We start from the raw sequence: 16,024 nt of genomic DNA on the forward strand, positions 1-16,024 counted from the left end.
TTAAGAACCGGCCGGGTATAAGGAAAATAAACAGAGTATTTAGATCTGAAGTATTGCCTGAGTAACGGTATTCAGCGTCTCTAAGGTCTTGGAGTTTGCCTGGAAGTTTCGCTGCGCTTCAATCAGCCGCACCAATTCACTGGAAAGATCCACATTCGATTGCTCTAAAGCCGCCGAACGTAAATTACCATTCAACCCGGTACCCGGTGGGTTCAAAATTGCATCGCCTGAAGTCAGGGTTGCAATCCACTCCGTATCACCTGAAGGCTGCAAGCCTGACTGATTTTCAAAGGTAGCAAATGCAACTACGCCCAGATTTTGCGTCTGTCCATTTGAGAAACTGGCGACCATTTCACCGGTTTCAGCGAATGTCACACCAATCAAATCCCCTTTGGTATAACCATCCTGTGTCGCTGCTTTTACAATAGACGCAGAGGCAAACTGAGTCGTATTTGTAATATCCAGGTCAATAACCGTAGTCGGATCAGCCGGGTCAGCACCCGTAATTGAAATACTTGGCGCAGTACCACCGATCGGTACATTCACACCGTTAACCGAACTAAGCAAACCATTGGTTGAGTTAAATGTCACCAATATAGGCCCGGTCTCTGAAGTACCGCCCGGCTCACCTGGATCTGGCGCTTTACCTATATCAAGAGTTTCTGTCCCGTTAAGGTAAGCATACATCCGGTAAACCCCTTCATAGGAGTTATCACCTGAATCAATGGTTGATATAGCCATTACTGGCTGAGTACCCGGAGTCGTGGTAGAACCATCACCAAAGTCCACTGCCAATATATCGTTCGGCACATCACCGGACTCTGGCTTATAAGTAACCACCAACTGGTTAGAAGCATTGAACGCAACGGATGCAACATCAGGATTAGCATCTAAGATTGCCGCCTGATTTGCAGCAATTTTTGAAGCAATTGTTTCCTGAGTATCCGCAGTATCTAACTGAATAGAAATACCACCGATTGTTATCGAAGGTGACGCATCCAAAGTCCCACTTGCAAAAGCAGCACTGTTAAATGCATACGTATGAGATTCGCTTGCTGCCAAGTTAGCCGATGTTATAGCAACATCCGTTATCAGGTTACCCGCACCATCACGCAACTGAATATCATCAACATCTGAAGCAGAAGCTTTAAAACGAATATCTAAAGACTCGCCATCTGCAGCAACTTGCACAGAACGCACACGAGTATCAGCATTTAGCAACGACTGAACTTCACTGCCAAAGTCGTTCATTGCGGTTGTTTCAGTAACAACACCGCCCGTCGCACCTGAAATACTGGTAGCAGGCGCAGACTCGGAATCATCGAACTGAAAATACACAACAGCTGAGTTAGCAGGATCATTAATTATATTGATTAAACGTGGCTGACCTGCTGGCAAGTTCGCATTGTAATCATCAATAATCGTTTGCGCTGATGTTTCTAACTGATCACCTAAGTCCGCATTCGTACCGGTAGTGGTGATACCCGTTAAGTTAACCGTGTAAGTACCAAGCGCAATATCCACACCCGTTACACCTGCACCAGAGCCAGTAATTGTCATTGCCTGAACCTGACCAGGAAAACGATAATCACCATCTACCAGCGTACCATCAGGATCTAGCCCAATACCGCTTCGTAACACATCCTTATCAATTGTCTGACCACTAATGACAACTGTACCACCCGCTACATTGGGAGGCGTTGCTCCAGAAAAGTTAAGCGTTTGCACTTCTCGAATAGGTGGTTGCTCAACCATATTGAACTTAATCGTATGCTCGTTACCAAGACTGTCAAACGTACGCACTGTAGTACTGTAAGAAAAGGTCGCTGGATTATCTCTGTTATAAGGCTGCGTCAAAACACCTGCATCTAAACGATCATCAACGTTAAAAGATAAATTAATATCTTCTGTCGCCTTTGGCGGACTCTCTTTCTGAGTCACTGCCAGATCACCAATCGGCAAGCGGTTACCATCACTATCCAACCCGTAACCCTGAAGCTTCTTACCTGACTTTGAAACAACAAATCCATCTTTATCCAGCTCAAATGCACCCGCTCGGGTATAACTCACACCTCCCTGGCCATCATCTAACTGGAAGAATCCAGATCCGTTAATTGCCAAATCCAGATTGTTATTTGTGAATTCAATGGTGCCCGCCTGAAAGTCCTGGGCGATATCCGTAACAATTACACCTGAACCGGCAACATTACTTGAACCCGCACCAACAACAGCCGTTGCATAAATATCACCAAACTCAGTCCGGGATGATTTGAAACCGATGGTGCTGGAGTTAGCAATGTTATTACCTGTCACATCCAGATCGGTTGTTGCTGCTTTTAAACCTGTAATCGCAGTATTAAAACCCGCCATGTTACTCTCCCGCCTTAACCAATCTGCTTGATGTCACTAAACGCAATAGATCCGGCGTCAGTATTCAATTTCATGCCAACACCGTTTTGCCCAAGGGTCACACTGTTGACGTTATACGACAGATAACTGTTAGCAACTTTATAGCCATCTGCGGTTGCTGCCTCAGCCACTACACGGTAATCCCCGGAAGCAGCATCACCGGCATTCCAGGCAAAATTAAGATCACCGGCATTCTTAGCGCCCAAATCCAGCGTTTCAATTTTCGCACCGTTACTGTCATAAATTGAAACACGTAGATTCGTTGTTGAGATCGGCAATTCAATAATGCCTTTCACATCTTTATTATCCGCAGTAATGGTTGCTACATCTGTTTTGGCATAAACGTTTTGCCCAACCATAGATGATGCCTGAAGCGCTGACTGACTAGACAGCAGCGAATTCGACAGGTTATTCATCGTTACATTCAGATTATTAATGCTCTCAACCTGACTCATGCTGGATATTTGTTGCATGAAATCGTTGGTTTCTGCCGGACTGGTAGGGTCCTGATTTTGCAACTGTGCGATCATCAGCTGCATGAACATATCACTGTCACTGGATGTCTGAGACGTCTGAGTCGACTGCGATTTATTCTGCGCATTAATCTGATCGTAGACACTAGATGTCGTTTGATTCGTATTAATAGTAGCCATAACTAATTACCTCTGAACTCTCACGTAGCCCGACACTATCAACCCTGACCCAAGGTCAGCGCCCGCTGCGTCATTTGCTTCGCAGTATTCATAATTTCAGCATTGATCTGAAATGAACGAGAAGCAGAAATCATATCTGCCATCTCTTCTACAACGTTTACGTTAGGATAAAAAACATATCCATCTTCGTTTGCCATTGGGTGATTCGGGTTGTATTCCTGACGCAACGGCGCATCACTCTCAACAATTCCCGCAACTTCAACCCCCTGACCAGCCTGCGTACCTAGCGGTACACCCGGCTGCATTTCATTTTGTCTTCCAAGCTCAAAAACAGCCTTTCGAGCACGATAAGTTTCACCATAACTACTGCTTACACTGTCCGCATTGGCCATGTTACTGGCAGTCGTATTCAGACGAACTGTCTGAGCACTCATTGCCGAACCGGCGATATCAAAAATATTAGACAATGACATAATTATTCACCCTTAATCGCGCTTTTTAATCCCTTGAATTTTTTATCAAGAAATTGAAATGAAGCCTGATAATCCAAAGCATTTTCTGTATAGCGCGCCATCTCAGTCTGAACATCGACAGTATTACCATCAATACTTGGCTGGCTCGGAATGCGATACATCATCTCAGCGGCAAAATCCGGATTAACCAGGCCTTCGCTATGCCCGCTCTTGGTTTTTGCCAACTCCAGCTGTCCCATCTGCATTTGCGACTCTTTACCCTGCAGAATAGCTTTGAAGTCCATATCGCGCGCTTTGAAATTCGGGGTATCTGCATTTGCAATATTGTTTGCCAACACTTCTGCACGCTGACTACGTACGTAGACTGCTTGCTCATGTATTCCCAGTGCTGATTCAAAACTTATTGCCACGCCGACACTCCTTTTTTATTAACTGACCACTTAAAAGCAATTCAAATGCCAACTATACAAAACGCAACAAAAACAATAAGTTAATATTAACCCAGAAGTACAAAGCGGCAATTAAATCGCCTTATATCCAGAAAGGCGGCAACCCCTGACAGTTGAGCGGCAAGCAAGCGGCAATTCCCTCCTCCTAATGCCCCTGCTTTCCCACAAATGCAGGCATTCCTCATAATCAAGACACAAAAAAACCCCGAATAACCTAGTTATTCAGGGTTTAAAGTAACAAATGAAAATCTGTTAAATGGCTTTGTAAATAATTCCTGGTCGACAATGAATCATTTCATAGCAATCACTCAGTCCCGATAAAGACTCAGAAGCGCCTAAAAACAAATAGCCACCTTTCTTTAAAGACTTATGCATCTTTCTTAAGATTTCTAACTTTAACTCTGTAGAGAAATAAATAAGTACATTACGGCAAAAGATAATATCAAGCTGACCTATGGTGCTATATGAACCTAAAAGATTCAGCTCACGGAAGTTAATTCTCCGCTTAAGCTCAGGCTTAATTGTCCAGATATCATCCCCTTTAGGTGCGAAAAATCGATTCAACCGCTCCTGAGACAAACCTCTACCTAAAGCCAACCGCTCGTAATCACCTGTTTTAGCTTGCTGAAGCACCCGTGTGCAAATATCAGTAGCAACTATTTCTTCACCACTAAAACTGCCTTTCCCGGACTGTTTAAACTCTTCAATCGACATGCTTATTGAATAAGGCTCCTGACCGGTAGAACACGCCGCTGACCAGATACGCAAGCGCTGCCTGCCACCAGCAGCCAACTCAGGCAACACCTGATTATTCAATATTGCATAAGGATGTATATCACGGAACCATAACGTCTCATTCGTCGTCATGGCATTAATAACCTGCTCGTTTAAAGCCCGGCTACCCGGCCGTTTCAACTGCTCGACCAAGGTAGCGAGAGTGGCGATACCACGCTCCTTCATCAGGCGCCCTAAGCGGCTTTCAACAAGATACAGCTTATGCCTGGCTAGCAGAATACCGCAGGCATTTTCCAGATAATCACAAAACTGGGTAAATTCCTGATCCGTAATCTTTAACTTAGAAGTATCCAGAACCTTTACTCCACCACCTATTAAAGGCCGGACTCAACCGCCTTCATACGATCTACAACTGCAGTTGCCAATTCATCAGCATCGAACTTGCCAATAAATGCATCAGCTCCCACCTTTTTAATCATGGACAGATTAAACCGACCACTTAAAGAACTGTGCAACACAACATGTAACTTACGCAAGCCTTCATTTTCACGGATACGGTTAACCAGGGTATAACCATCCATTTCAGGCATTTCGATATCCGACACTATCATCAGGAATAACGAAGGCACATCAACACCCTTATCAACCAACTGCTCTAATAATGTTAATGCTGCTTTACCGTTCTTAGCTGTCGTAACTTTAATGCTCATGCCTTCAAATACCTGTTGCACCTGCTTCAATGCAATATTTGAATCGTCCACGACCATCACGTGATATTCCTTCGCGTGATTTTTAACTTCCTCAGTAGCTATATCTTCACTCACAGCAGTATTGGTAGGAATCAAATCCGCCAAGATCTGTTCAACATCCAGAATTTCGATCAGGTTACCATCATGTTCAAGTACAGCAGTCAGATAATTCTGACCAACCAATTCAACTGGAGGTGGAGTAACGTTATCCCAATGCGTTGCCAAAATCCGGTCAACCCGTCGCACAAGAAACGATAAAGTACGGCGACTATATTCAGTAACAACAAGAAAGCAGCTGCGGCGCTCATCCGGACTAACAGGCTCTTCCCCTATAGCCTCGGACAAATCTATAACAGGAATAGTCTCACCACGGATATGAGCCATGCCTTTTAAGGACGTTGTTTGTTTAGGAATTCCCGTCAAATCCGGGCACGGAAGAACTTCCCGCACCTTAAATACGTTGATACCATATTCCTGATCAGTATTAAGGCCAAATAGCAATAATTCCAGGCGGTTATGGCCAACATCACTCACCCGCTGTCGCTGGTTTACACTAATCTTATTTACTGACATGATTGTTCCTACGTACTGAGTGGGGCTGCTTAGTTTACTCAAATGGTAAGTAATGGTTTAAATTATCCAGTGAATAACTCAACCATCACATTAATATGTACTTTTATAGCGATCTTCACTCTGGCAGTAAAGGCCCAAGCAACCCCATACCACGCCAAAATCAAACAACAAGCCGAAGATTACCTGCATTCTATCTACACTATTGAACAACCATTAGCGCGCACAACAGTTCGCCTCAAAGCTTTAAGCCCACAACTTAAACTGCCTCGTTGCAAGCAGCCAATCAGCTTCAAACACGCACCAACACGGGCCAGCAGGGTAAGTATCGCCGTTCAGTGCAGCCAGCCAACATGGCGTGTTTTTCTCACAGGTACTATCGAACAATGGCTTCCTGTTGTTCGTACAACCAGACCCATTAGCAAGGGCACCATTTTGGGGGATAAGGACCTGGTTCTAATGGAAACAGACATTCGACGCGTTAACAAACCCTACTATACGGACCGAACCGAACTGCTAGGCAGACAATTGAAGCGAACGCTTGGAATTAAACAACTCATATCTGCCTCATCTTTGAGTAAGCACTTAATGGTCAGGAAAGGAGATCTTGTTGTCATAGAGGCTAAAAAAGGCGGTATGGTTATACGTATGAACGGCATCGCGATGGATAACGGAGAACAGGGAAAACAAATCAACGTTAAAAACTCACGTTCAGGCCGTATCATCCGCGCATATGTTACCCGGGTTGGCGTAGTATCAGTTTCTCCCTAGCCCATTCGCACCTGCGAAACTTCACTGATATACTTGTTCTAAATCTCTGACATTTATTTAAGTTTTTTTTCTAAAGATTATCCGTGTCACGCCGATACACTCACTCATAGAAGAATGAGGTTCAGAAAATGGTTATTGATATCACGGGTTTATCGTCCAATCAGGCGACCCAATCTCGTGGCAAGGTGAGCGAACAACCTGCAACGGGAAATAAAACAACTGAAAACACTGCTACGGCCAGCAAGCCTGCCAGCAGCGTTAATATCAGTGATACCGCTCAGGCTATTCAGAAGACTATCGACAACAGCTCAGCTGATGACGGTATTAATTCTGATCGTGTTGCTGAACTAAAAGCCGCTATCGAAGATGGCAGCTATCAGGTTGATGCACTAAGCACTGCTAAAGGTATTTTCCAGATAGAAAGTCAACTTGGTTAGTAATATACGTTTATGCAAACAGTAACGCCTGCACAATTTAATGAACTCAATACCCTGAATCAGCAGGGTATTGTTGTTATCAGTAAATTAAGCGGCCTCCTTGACCAGGAATTCGCGGCGTTATCTGAACGAGACGTTGAGAAAATCCAAAGCACTGTTCAAGAAAAAACAGATACTCTTCGCGAGCTTGAAGCAAACAGTAAATCTCGAAATGAGCTTTTTGCACAGCTGCAAATCACCGCGAACAAACAAGGTCTCGATACATTTAAGAGCTCACTCCCTTCCGCACAACAAGCCGTGTTTCTAAAACACTGGAAACCTTTGGAAGAACTACTCTTAGAAGTAAATGATAAAAACCAGAGAAACGAGACCGTTGTTAATCGTAACAGCCGCAACCTTGATCGACTGATGAGCATCATTCGCGGACAGAACCAAAAGAACATGCTCTACGACAATATCGGCGGCAAAGGCAATTACTCTGCACAGCAGCGCTTAGGAAAAGCTTAAAATTTTTCCGTCCTTACCCCGTGACTCCTCACAGAAACATCAGTAGAATCAGCGACCTGCCTCCCCGTAGTTCAACCGGATAGAATAGGGCCCTCCTAAGGCTTAGATAGGGGTTCGAGTCCTCTCGGGGAGGCCACTATCCCACCTACGCTTCCAACAGTTACTTTATTAACTCTCCTAGCGGGCCGTGAGGCAGGGATTTAGCCGGCAGTTTTCTGAACCGCTCAAGCACACTCAGCTTTTTTTGCTGAATCTCCGATAGCTGGCCTTTACGCAACAATCCCAAATAACGATCTACCATTTTTAACCGCCCCTCCCGGCGATCTTCATCATCCCGCGCAGTCTCCAGGAACAGCTGAGCGAGATTCAGCATTGCTGAAAAATTGGTAAAATCAAACTCTACAGCCGCACCAAAAGATTTAATCGCCCCTCCTACTTTACCGCTCATATAATGCTTAATACCCAAGCGATTAGCTTTAAGACTCATTTCAGCATCTTTTGCTTTCTTGCTTCCAGCTTCAGGTACTGGCGCTATAGCCTTCTCCGGCTCCAGCATAGGCACTGCATCACCTGACAAGGCCAACACTTCACGATCAAGATTCAGCGGCGCTTCAAGACGATCATTAATCAGTATTGCCTCTTTCAGCAAACGCTCTCCCTCTCCGAAATCACCAGTACTTTCTGCAAACTGACTTCTGATTAAATGACTACGCACTTCCAGCCCCAGATCATTAGGAAAGCTTTTCTTTGCCCGCTGCAACAACACATCCATATCACGTGAGAGTTGATACTGCGTTTTTTCATCCGAGCCTTTGGCTTCTAACATAAAAACATTCGCCAGGCATAAATATGGCTCTGCTGAACGCAGGCTACTTCTTTTACCCAAAGAGATCGAACGCTTATAAGCAGACTTGGCAACCTCCATCACTTTCGTCTTTGTCGCCACACGGCCCAACTTCATTTGCCGGGGAATACCTAAAGGTGCTTTAGCCGTTGCTTCACGTAACATCTCACGCGCCTCACCTAAATCCCCCAGACGCTCATAGACTTCAGCTAAAAGATCATATGCAGCCACCATCAAAGGATGGCGCTCAATCAGCTTAAGCAACTGCTCCTGAGCCTGAGCCAGCTCATCTAACCCGCAATAGGCTTTTGCGAGATAAAAGCCTGCTTCTTTTTCGCCGTTTTCCTGATAAATCGATTCAAATAATCGCCGCGCATCCTCAAATCGTCCCAACTCTAAGAGCAATGAACCACGCACAATCTGCAGATGATCAAACTCCGGATGTTCACGATAAATCAGATTCTCGCAAATCTTCAAAGCCTGCCCAATTGACCCAGCCTCAACTGCTAAATCAACAGGACGCAAAGCCATCTTACGCCGCATAACCTGATCAATACGCTGCTTAAGCTCTTCCATTGTGAATGGTTTGATTAACAGGTCATCCGGATTACTATCAATAACCTGTAAAATGGCTTCCTGAGAAGAATCACTGGTCATACAAATCCAGGCAGCACTTGGCCTGATAAACCCGCGATAACGTGCTTCTTCCAGTATTTGAATACCCGTGACGGAATCACGTACATTATGGCTAAGCAGAATGATGTCAAAATCATTCTGGGAAACGAGCGGTATAACCCTCTCATTGCTCGTGACAGCTTTAATATTATGCATGCCAAACTCGCGCAACATGTAATACACCGTTGCACGCATATTGCCACTACTGTCGATCAACAGAACACTTGTGTCACTGTAATCAATTTGGCTATTTAGTTTTACATCGGAAACAAGTGGCACAGAAACGCTTTTCCTAAAATATATCAACACGCATGAATAACTCTAATCAGGTTATCAGAATGTCAAAAGCAGGTGGAGCGAAGTCGGAGGGGATTTTACCCAAAGCATCTTAAAATGGGCAAAAAAAAAGCACCGGTGTAGGGTGAAACACGCGGTGCTAAATACAGTTCTATGCTGTGATGATCATATTACGCAGCTACTCGCCAGCGCACCATGATCCATGTCAATATCTGTACCATAAAGCAAATTAGTTACACTTTTGACTAAGCGCCCGGACTTTGTAAATTCAGTAGACTACAAAAAACACAGGGAATAAGAATAATATTATGACTACAGCCTTTATTAGCCATGAGGATTGCGGCCTGCACAATATGGGCCCGGAACACCCGGAAAGCCCAGTCAGGCTAATCGCAATCCAGAAGGTCTTAAGCAAAACAGGACTGATTGAAGATCTCGCTCAGTTCGAGTCTGTTCACGTTACACCAGAACAGATTAAACGGGCGCACTCCAGCCATCATCAGTCAGACTTATTAAAACTGTCACCTGAGACTGGCATCAATCACGCCGATGCCGATACCGCTCTTTGCCCAGACAGCATGCATGCAGCAAGCCTGGCAGCAGGCTCTGCAGTACTGGCAACAAAGCAGGTTATCAGCAAGCAAGTAAATAATGCGTTCTGCTCCGTACGTCCGCCAGGCCATCATGCTGAGCATGGATTAGCGATGGGCTTTTGTTTGTATAACAATGTCGCAATAGGCGCGATGCACGCCTTACTGCAACCGGAAATAAACCGGATAGCCATCGTTGATTTCGACGTCCATCACGGCAATGGCACCGTTGATATATTCAAAGACATGCCTGAAGTCATGGTGTGCTCAACATTTCAGCATCCATATTACCCCGGACGTTTTCACGATATTCAGCGTGAGAATATCATTAACTGCCCCCTCTCAGCAGGCAGCGGAAGTCTGGCATTTCGACAACAATTAGAAGACGTCTGGCTACCCGCACTACAACAACATAAGCCTGACATGATTTTTATTTCAGCGGGATTTGACGCCCATGAAGAAGACCCTCTGGCTGATCTCAACCTTCGGGAAGAAGACTATTACTGGGCAACCAAACTGATCATGGATGTAGCCAACAGCTATAGCCAAGGGAGAATCGTGTCCATTCTTGAGGGCGGCTACAACCCTGTCGCACTCGCCTTCAGCGTGCAATCTCACCTGGAAGCTCTCAGCGGTAAATAATCGCTCTGAAGTTTTTCAACACAAACAAAAAAAGGCTGCCAATGGCAGCCTTTTCTACAAGCTTGTAGCATTAGCCAACAAACTTAATCATAACACCAGCAGCAACTGCCGAGCCGATTACACCCGCTACGTTTGGCCCCATTGCGTGCATGAGCAAGAAGTTCTGAGAGTTAGCCTCCAGACCCAGCTTGTTAGATACACGAGCAGCCATAGGTACAGCAGATACACCTGCAGAACCAATTAGCGGATTGATCGCATTACCACCTGCCATCTTATTCATGGTTTTAGCCATCAGAACACCGCATGCAGTACCGATACCGAATGCAACAACACCCAGCAGCAAAATACCCAGAGTTTCTACATCAAGGAACTTATCTGCAGACAACTTAGAACCAACAGACAAACCCAGGAAGATAGTAACAATGTTAATCAGCGCGTTCTGTGCCGTATCACTCAGACGATCTACAACGCCACATTCACGCATCAGGTTACCGAAACAGAACATACCTAACAGTGGAGCAGCATCCGGTAGCAGCATAGCAACCAGGATCAGCAACACAATCGGGAACATGATCTTTTCAGACTTAGCCACATGACGCAGCTGAACCATCGCGATCTTACGCTCACTTTCAGTTGTCAGAGCACGCATAATAGGCGGCTGAATCATTGGTACCAGCGCCATATATGAATATGCAGCTACAGCAATCGCACCCAAAAGATCCGGCGCAAGCAGACTAGCAACATAAATCGCTGTCGGACCGTCAGCACCACCGATAATACCGATCGCTGCGGCGTCCTGAATACTGAAGTCCATGAGACCCAGCGTCGTCAGACCAACAGCACCCAATACCGTCGCAAAGATACCAAACTGCGCTGCAGCTCCCAGGAACAGAGTTTTTGGATTCGCCAGTAGCGGACCAAAGTCTGTCATTGCACCTACGCCCATAAAGATAAGCAGAGGTGCTACTCCCGATGCAATCGCTACGTTGTAAAAGTTATACAACATACCGTTATTGAAGCCTGCATCCTGTGCAGCATAGACCGCAGCAGTATGTTCAGCAGCAGTTGAAGTCGCATAAGCGCTCTTCAGTTCATAAATGTCATTAGTATTAACATTTAATGAAGCAGCAATTGACTGAATGACTTCAGGACCACCCAGGTTAAGGGCATTTTCAACAGCCGCGTAAGCCAAACCCGCTTCCGGGATATTGGCCATAATGCCGCCAAAGCCTATTGGTACCAGCAACAGTGGTTCAAAATTCTTACGGATAGCAAGAAACAAGAGCAACAGGCCGACTAATATCATCACAACCTGCCCGCCAGAGATATTATATATCCCGGAGGCGTGCCATAAATTCAGTAGGTTTTCCATGTAACCAGCCCTTATGCCAAGCTAATCAGGCTATCGCCCACTTGAACAGTATCACCTTCTTTCACATCAACGCTGGAAACAGTACCGGCACGTGCAGCACGTACTTCAGTTTCCATCTTCATTGCTTCCAGAATCACCAGAACGTCGCCTTCCTGCACAGCCTGACCAGCTGCTACTTCAACCTTCCAGATGTTACCTGCCAACGGAGCTGGAACAGATTCAGCAGGACCAGCAGCCGGCGCTGCAGCTGCAACTGGAGCAGCAGGTGCCGCAGCAGTAATATCACCACCTTCAGAAACCTGAACTACGTAGCTCTGACCATTAACGTTGATAGTATAAGTCTGTGGACCAGTATTCTTAGGTGCAGCCATGGCTTGTGCGTCCTCTAAAGTTGGTGCCGGTTCAAAGGCATCCGGATTGTTTCGGTTTTCCAGGAATTTCAGTCCGACTTGTGGGAATAACGCATAAGTCAGCACATCATCAATCTGGTTATCAGCAAGGGTCAGACCTTTATCTGTCGCCAGTTGTTCCAGTTCAGCTTTCAGCTTATCCAGTTCAGGTTCAAGCAGGTCAGCCGGACGACAGGTGATTGCTTCTCCGCCATCCAGTACACGCGCCTGCAGGTCAGCATTATAAGCCGCTGGTGCTGCACCGTACTCACCTTTCAGAATACCCTGAACTTCTTTAGAGATGGTTTTATAACGCTCACCCATCAATATATTGATAACAGCCTGAGTACCCACAATTTGTGAGGTAGGCGTTACCAGAGGAATCATCCCCAGGTCTTCACGAACCCGAGGAATTTCCTGTAATACTTCATCAAACTTATCTGAAGCACCCTGTTCGCGAAGCTGATTTTCCATATTGGTCAGCATGCCACCAGGCACCTGTGCAACCAGAATACGGGAGTCAGTACCACGCAGAGACCCTTCAAATTTCGCATACTTCTTCCGTACTTCACGGAAATAAGCAGAAATTTCTTCCAGCAGATTCAGATCCAGACCTGTATCACGGTCAGTACCTGCCAGCGCTGCTACTACAGACTCTGTAGAAGTATGGCCGTAAGTCATCGACATAGAAGAAATCGCAGTATCAACACGGTCTATGCCGGCTTCAACCGCTTTCAGAATACTCATATCAGACAAACCAGAAGTTGCGTGCGCGTGCAGCTGAACTTCCAGTTGGGTCTGCGCTTTCAGACGTGACACCAGATCAAAAGCATCATAAGGCGTCAAAATACCTGACATGTCTTTAATCGCAATAGACTCAGCACCCATATCTTCCAGAGTCTTAGCGAACTCAACCCACATGTCTGTGGTATGCACGTCACTCTTGGTATAAGAAATAGTGCCCTGTGCATGCTTGCCAGTTGCTTTAACCGCCTTGATAGCAGTTGCCAGGTTACGGGGATCGTTCATCGCATCAAAGATACGGAAAACATCCACACCGTTTTCAGCAGCGCGCTCTACAAACTTTTCTACTACGTCATCAGCATAATGACGGTAGCCCAGCAGGTTCTGACCACGCAGCAACATCTGCTGCTTAGTATTCGGCATCACTTTTTTCAGTTCGCGAATACGTTCCCAGGGATCTTCACCGATAAAGCGGATACATGAATCAAATGTTGCTCCGCCCCAGCTTTCCAGGGACCAGAAACCAACCTTGTCCAGTTTTTCAGCGATCGGCAGCATGTCATCCAGGCGCATACGCGTAGCAAACAGCGACTGATGTGCGTCACGCAATACTACATCGGTAATGCCAAGAGGTTTTTTATCAGACATGGGTATAGGCCTTTTGTCGATTATTGCTCTTAAAATAAATTCGTTGCTTTCGCTAAAAAATTAGCGAGAACGATGTTGATGAACCGCAGCAGTCATAACCGCAACCAACTCATCATTATTATTAGCAGCTGGTGCAGCTGCAGGGGCTTTCGGTCTAGCTTTTGGCTCTGGGTCCGGTGCAATCTTGCTCACAACAGCTGACATGCTGTTAGTTGCAAACACCAGCAAGGTCAGGAATACGAATACGAATCCCATACCAAAAACCATAAGGCTTAAACCTTCGGACATTAGACTTTCCATCTAACGGGCGCTCCTCTGTTTCACCAAAAATCCCGCAACACCGTAAAGTGTTCCGGAACCAGATTCAGCCTGAACCTTATAGTTCTCTGCAAACGACAATTATTCTTGTAGTAAAAAATAATTGGGTAGCCTGCAAATTGGCTGAATTGTTAATAAACGGGCAATAATTAAACCCGAAAACTGCCCTACAGGCAACAAGTTCCCCGCACTTTAGCGACAAAAAGTTGCTTTTAAAATCTTGTAAAAAAACTACAAAAAACGCTAATTCCCAAAATCATGCAGTCAAAATGTCGCTCTCAAGAAAGCCATCAAGTACCCGGCCGATACACCTTCACATTACTGTAACCTTTATCTTGCAGACTCTGCGCATGCATCTGGCTCATGACCCCTTTATCGCAGTACAACAGGTATTCCTTGGTCATATCTAAAGCTGCAAAGCTGGTCTCCAGTTCAAAGAACGGTATTTTCAGCACTTCACATTTAGGCATATTCAGAGGCTTTCTCTCCTGCTCATGCTGATGTCGCACATCGATAATCACTTGCCCCTCAGCGACACGCGTTAATGCTTCAATCGATTCTTCGGCATCCAGGTCTTCGATGATTTTATCTATCGCGACTACCTGTGCATTTTCCAACGCCTGCTCCAGCACCTCATAATCGAAGTTAGCCTCTTCCTCTTCGATACGCTCTATCTTCGCATTCGTCGTCGGACGGTCTGAAATTACCCCACAGTACTCAGGAATACTTTTAGCCATATCATAAGCGCCAATCTGCTTAGTAATATCAATAATGTCCTGCTTATCCATAGTGATCAGCGGCCGCAACACTAACTTACTGGTCGATCCGTCAATCAACGCCAGATTAGGCAACGTCTGACTGGACACCTGGGCAACACTTTCACCGGTTACCATTGCATGCAACTTCATCCGGCTGGCAACTTTCTCGCCAGCCCGCATCATCATCCGCTTCAGCACTACGCCCATCTGGGTATGGTGTACATTCTGCAGAATCTCACCGACCACTTCTTCAAATGGTACGGTGACAAACTTAACCCGCGCAGCTGAGCCATATTTTTGCCATAAAGAAAGTGCAACTTGCTTCACGCCAATCTCATGTGCCTTACCGCCCAGGTTAAAAAACAGGAAATGGGTTTTGCAGCCACGGCGCATTGTCATATAGCTGGCAACCACAGAATCAAAACCGCCTGAAATCAGTGACAGAACCGCTTCCTGACTGCCTAACGGATAGCCACCCAGGCCTTTAAACTTATTCGCAATGATGAACAGATTCTCATCGCGAATTTCCAGTTTTACTTTTACATCAGGTGAGTGCAGATCAACACCTGCTGTATCACAGTGTTGCAAAAGGCCACCGCCTACATAGCGCTCCAGATCACCGGATTTAAAATCGTGCTTACCTGCTCGCTTAATTCGTACTACAAAGGTTTTGCCCCGTACGATGTCAGCATATGCTTCCCGGGTTAACTGGAAAACATTATCGAAATCACCCAGCGGATGCTGGTCAACTTCCAGAAAATGCAAAATACCTGGTGTTGCCTGCATAACTTCTATCATTTGTTCACGAAGCTGAGCGTCTGAACTTTTCACTTCTACTTCAATTTTATCCCACAGCGCCCGCACCTTAATGTCATCGCTGAGGCGTTTCAGAGTAATCTGCATATTGGACTGTAATCGCTGAATGAAACGCTTACGGACAGGTTTGCTCTTAATAGTAATTTCAGGAAATAGCTTAACGATAAACTTCATAGTG

General features: G+C 45.6%; 15 protein-coding genes and 1 tRNA gene. 5 read left to right on the forward strand and 11 right to left on the reverse strand.

Translation table 11 applies throughout. The features are described 5' to 3' along the window. Positions 1 to 39: 39 nt before the first annotated feature. The 6 genes from OCU49_RS20675 to OCU49_RS20700 form a co-directional block, all read right to left on the reverse strand. The gene (locus tag OCU49_RS20675; RefSeq protein ID WP_261842440.1) at positions 40 to 2,370 is read right to left on the reverse strand and encodes a flagellar hook-basal body complex protein; all 2,331 of its coding nucleotides are present in this window, start codon (positions 2,368 to 2,370) and stop codon (positions 40 to 42) included. A gap of 14 nt (positions 2,371 to 2,384) precedes the next feature. After that, a complete protein-coding gene (locus OCU49_RS20680) occupies positions 2,385 to 3,062 on the reverse strand; it encodes a flagellar hook capping FlgD N-terminal domain-containing protein (RefSeq protein ID WP_261842441.1) in 678 nt (225 codons plus the stop codon). Positions 3,063 to 3,100: 38 nt separating this feature from the next. Further along, positions 3,101 to 3,535, reverse strand: a complete 435-nt coding sequence (gene flgC / locus OCU49_RS20685; RefSeq protein WP_261842442.1) for a flagellar basal body rod protein FlgC — start codon at positions 3,533 to 3,535, stop codon at positions 3,101 to 3,103. 2 nt (positions 3,536 to 3,537) lie between these two features. After that, on the reverse strand, positions 3,538 to 3,945 hold the full coding sequence (gene flgB, locus OCU49_RS20690) for a flagellar basal body rod protein FlgB (protein WP_261842443.1): 408 nt from the start codon (positions 3,943 to 3,945) through the stop codon (positions 3,538 to 3,540). Positions 3,946 to 4,236: 291 nt separating this feature from the next. After that, positions 4,237 to 5,094: a CheR family methyltransferase gene (locus OCU49_RS20695; RefSeq protein WP_336605392.1), complete on the reverse strand. Its 858-nt coding sequence runs from the start codon at positions 5,092 to 5,094 to the stop codon at positions 4,237 to 4,239. Next, the gene (locus OCU49_RS20700) at positions 5,094 to 6,041 is read right to left on the reverse strand and encodes a chemotaxis protein (protein ID WP_261842444.1); all 948 of its coding nucleotides are present in this window, start codon (positions 6,039 to 6,041) and stop codon (positions 5,094 to 5,096) included. The genes OCU49_RS20695 and OCU49_RS20700 overlap by 1 nt, the downstream gene beginning before the upstream one ends. A 69-nt stretch (positions 6,042 to 6,110) precedes the next feature. Between OCU49_RS20700 and flgA the strand changes: the two genes are divergently transcribed. The 4 genes from flgA (at position 6,111) to OCU49_RS20720 (ending at position 7,889) form a co-directional block, all read left to right on the forward strand. After that, on the forward strand, positions 6,111 to 6,809 hold the full coding sequence (flgA, locus tag OCU49_RS20705) for a flagellar basal body P-ring formation chaperone FlgA (RefSeq protein ID WP_261842445.1): 699 nt from the start codon (positions 6,111 to 6,113) through the stop codon (positions 6,807 to 6,809). Positions 6,810 to 6,937: 128 nt separating this feature from the next. After that, positions 6,938 to 7,246, forward strand: coding sequence for a flagellar biosynthesis anti-sigma factor FlgM (gene flgM, locus OCU49_RS20710; RefSeq protein ID WP_261842446.1), 309 nt, complete (start codon positions 6,938 to 6,940; stop codon positions 7,244 to 7,246). Between the two features lie 12 nt (positions 7,247 to 7,258). Further along, positions 7,259 to 7,753, forward strand: a complete 495-nt coding sequence (locus tag OCU49_RS20715; protein WP_261842447.1) for a flagellar protein FlgN — start codon at positions 7,259 to 7,261, stop codon at positions 7,751 to 7,753. Between the two features lie 60 nt (positions 7,754 to 7,813). Then, positions 7,814 to 7,889: transfer RNA gene (locus OCU49_RS20720), tRNA-Arg, on the forward strand. Positions 7,890 to 7,913: 24 nt separating this feature from the next. Here the strand turns inward: OCU49_RS20720 and OCU49_RS20725 are convergent. Further along, positions 7,914 to 9,551: a tetratricopeptide repeat protein gene (locus tag OCU49_RS20725; protein WP_261842448.1), complete on the reverse strand. Its 1,638-nt coding sequence runs from the start codon at positions 9,549 to 9,551 to the stop codon at positions 7,914 to 7,916. Positions 9,552 to 9,877: 326 nt separating this feature from the next. On the opposite strand from OCU49_RS20725, the gene OCU49_RS20730 reads away from it, so the two are divergent. Then, positions 9,878 to 10,801 (forward strand): histone deacetylase family protein, encoded by a 924-nt coding sequence (locus OCU49_RS20730; protein ID WP_261842449.1) that lies wholly within the window; start codon positions 9,878 to 9,880, stop codon positions 10,799 to 10,801. 70 nt (positions 10,802 to 10,871) lie between these two features. Here the strand turns inward: OCU49_RS20730 and OCU49_RS20735 are convergent, their stop codons facing one another. The 4 genes from OCU49_RS20735 to thiI all read right to left on the reverse strand — a co-directional run bounded on the left by OCU49_RS20735 (position 10,872) and on the right by thiI (position 16,020). Continuing rightward, positions 10,872 to 12,173, reverse strand: a complete 1,302-nt coding sequence (locus tag OCU49_RS20735) for a sodium ion-translocating decarboxylase subunit beta (RefSeq protein WP_261842450.1) — start codon at positions 12,171 to 12,173, stop codon at positions 10,872 to 10,874. Positions 12,174 to 12,184: 11 nt separating this feature from the next. Continuing rightward, entirely contained in the window at positions 12,185 to 13,954 is a 1,770-nt protein-coding gene (gene oadA / locus OCU49_RS20740) for a sodium-extruding oxaloacetate decarboxylase subunit alpha (RefSeq protein WP_261842451.1), read from the reverse strand. 60 nt (positions 13,955 to 14,014) lie between these two features. After that, positions 14,015 to 14,242, reverse strand: a complete 228-nt coding sequence (locus OCU49_RS20745; RefSeq protein ID WP_336605352.1) for an OadG family protein — start codon at positions 14,240 to 14,242, stop codon at positions 14,015 to 14,017. Positions 14,243 to 14,562: 320 nt separating this feature from the next. After that, positions 14,563 to 16,020, reverse strand: coding sequence for a tRNA uracil 4-sulfurtransferase ThiI (gene thiI, locus OCU49_RS20750; RefSeq protein WP_261842453.1), 1,458 nt, complete (start codon positions 16,018 to 16,020; stop codon positions 14,563 to 14,565). Positions 16,021 to 16,024: the final 4 nt, after the last annotated feature.

It is taken from the genome of Aliamphritea ceti, assembly GCF_024347215.1.
Lineage (GTDB): Bacteria > Pseudomonadota > Gammaproteobacteria > Pseudomonadales > Balneatricaceae > Amphritea > Amphritea ceti.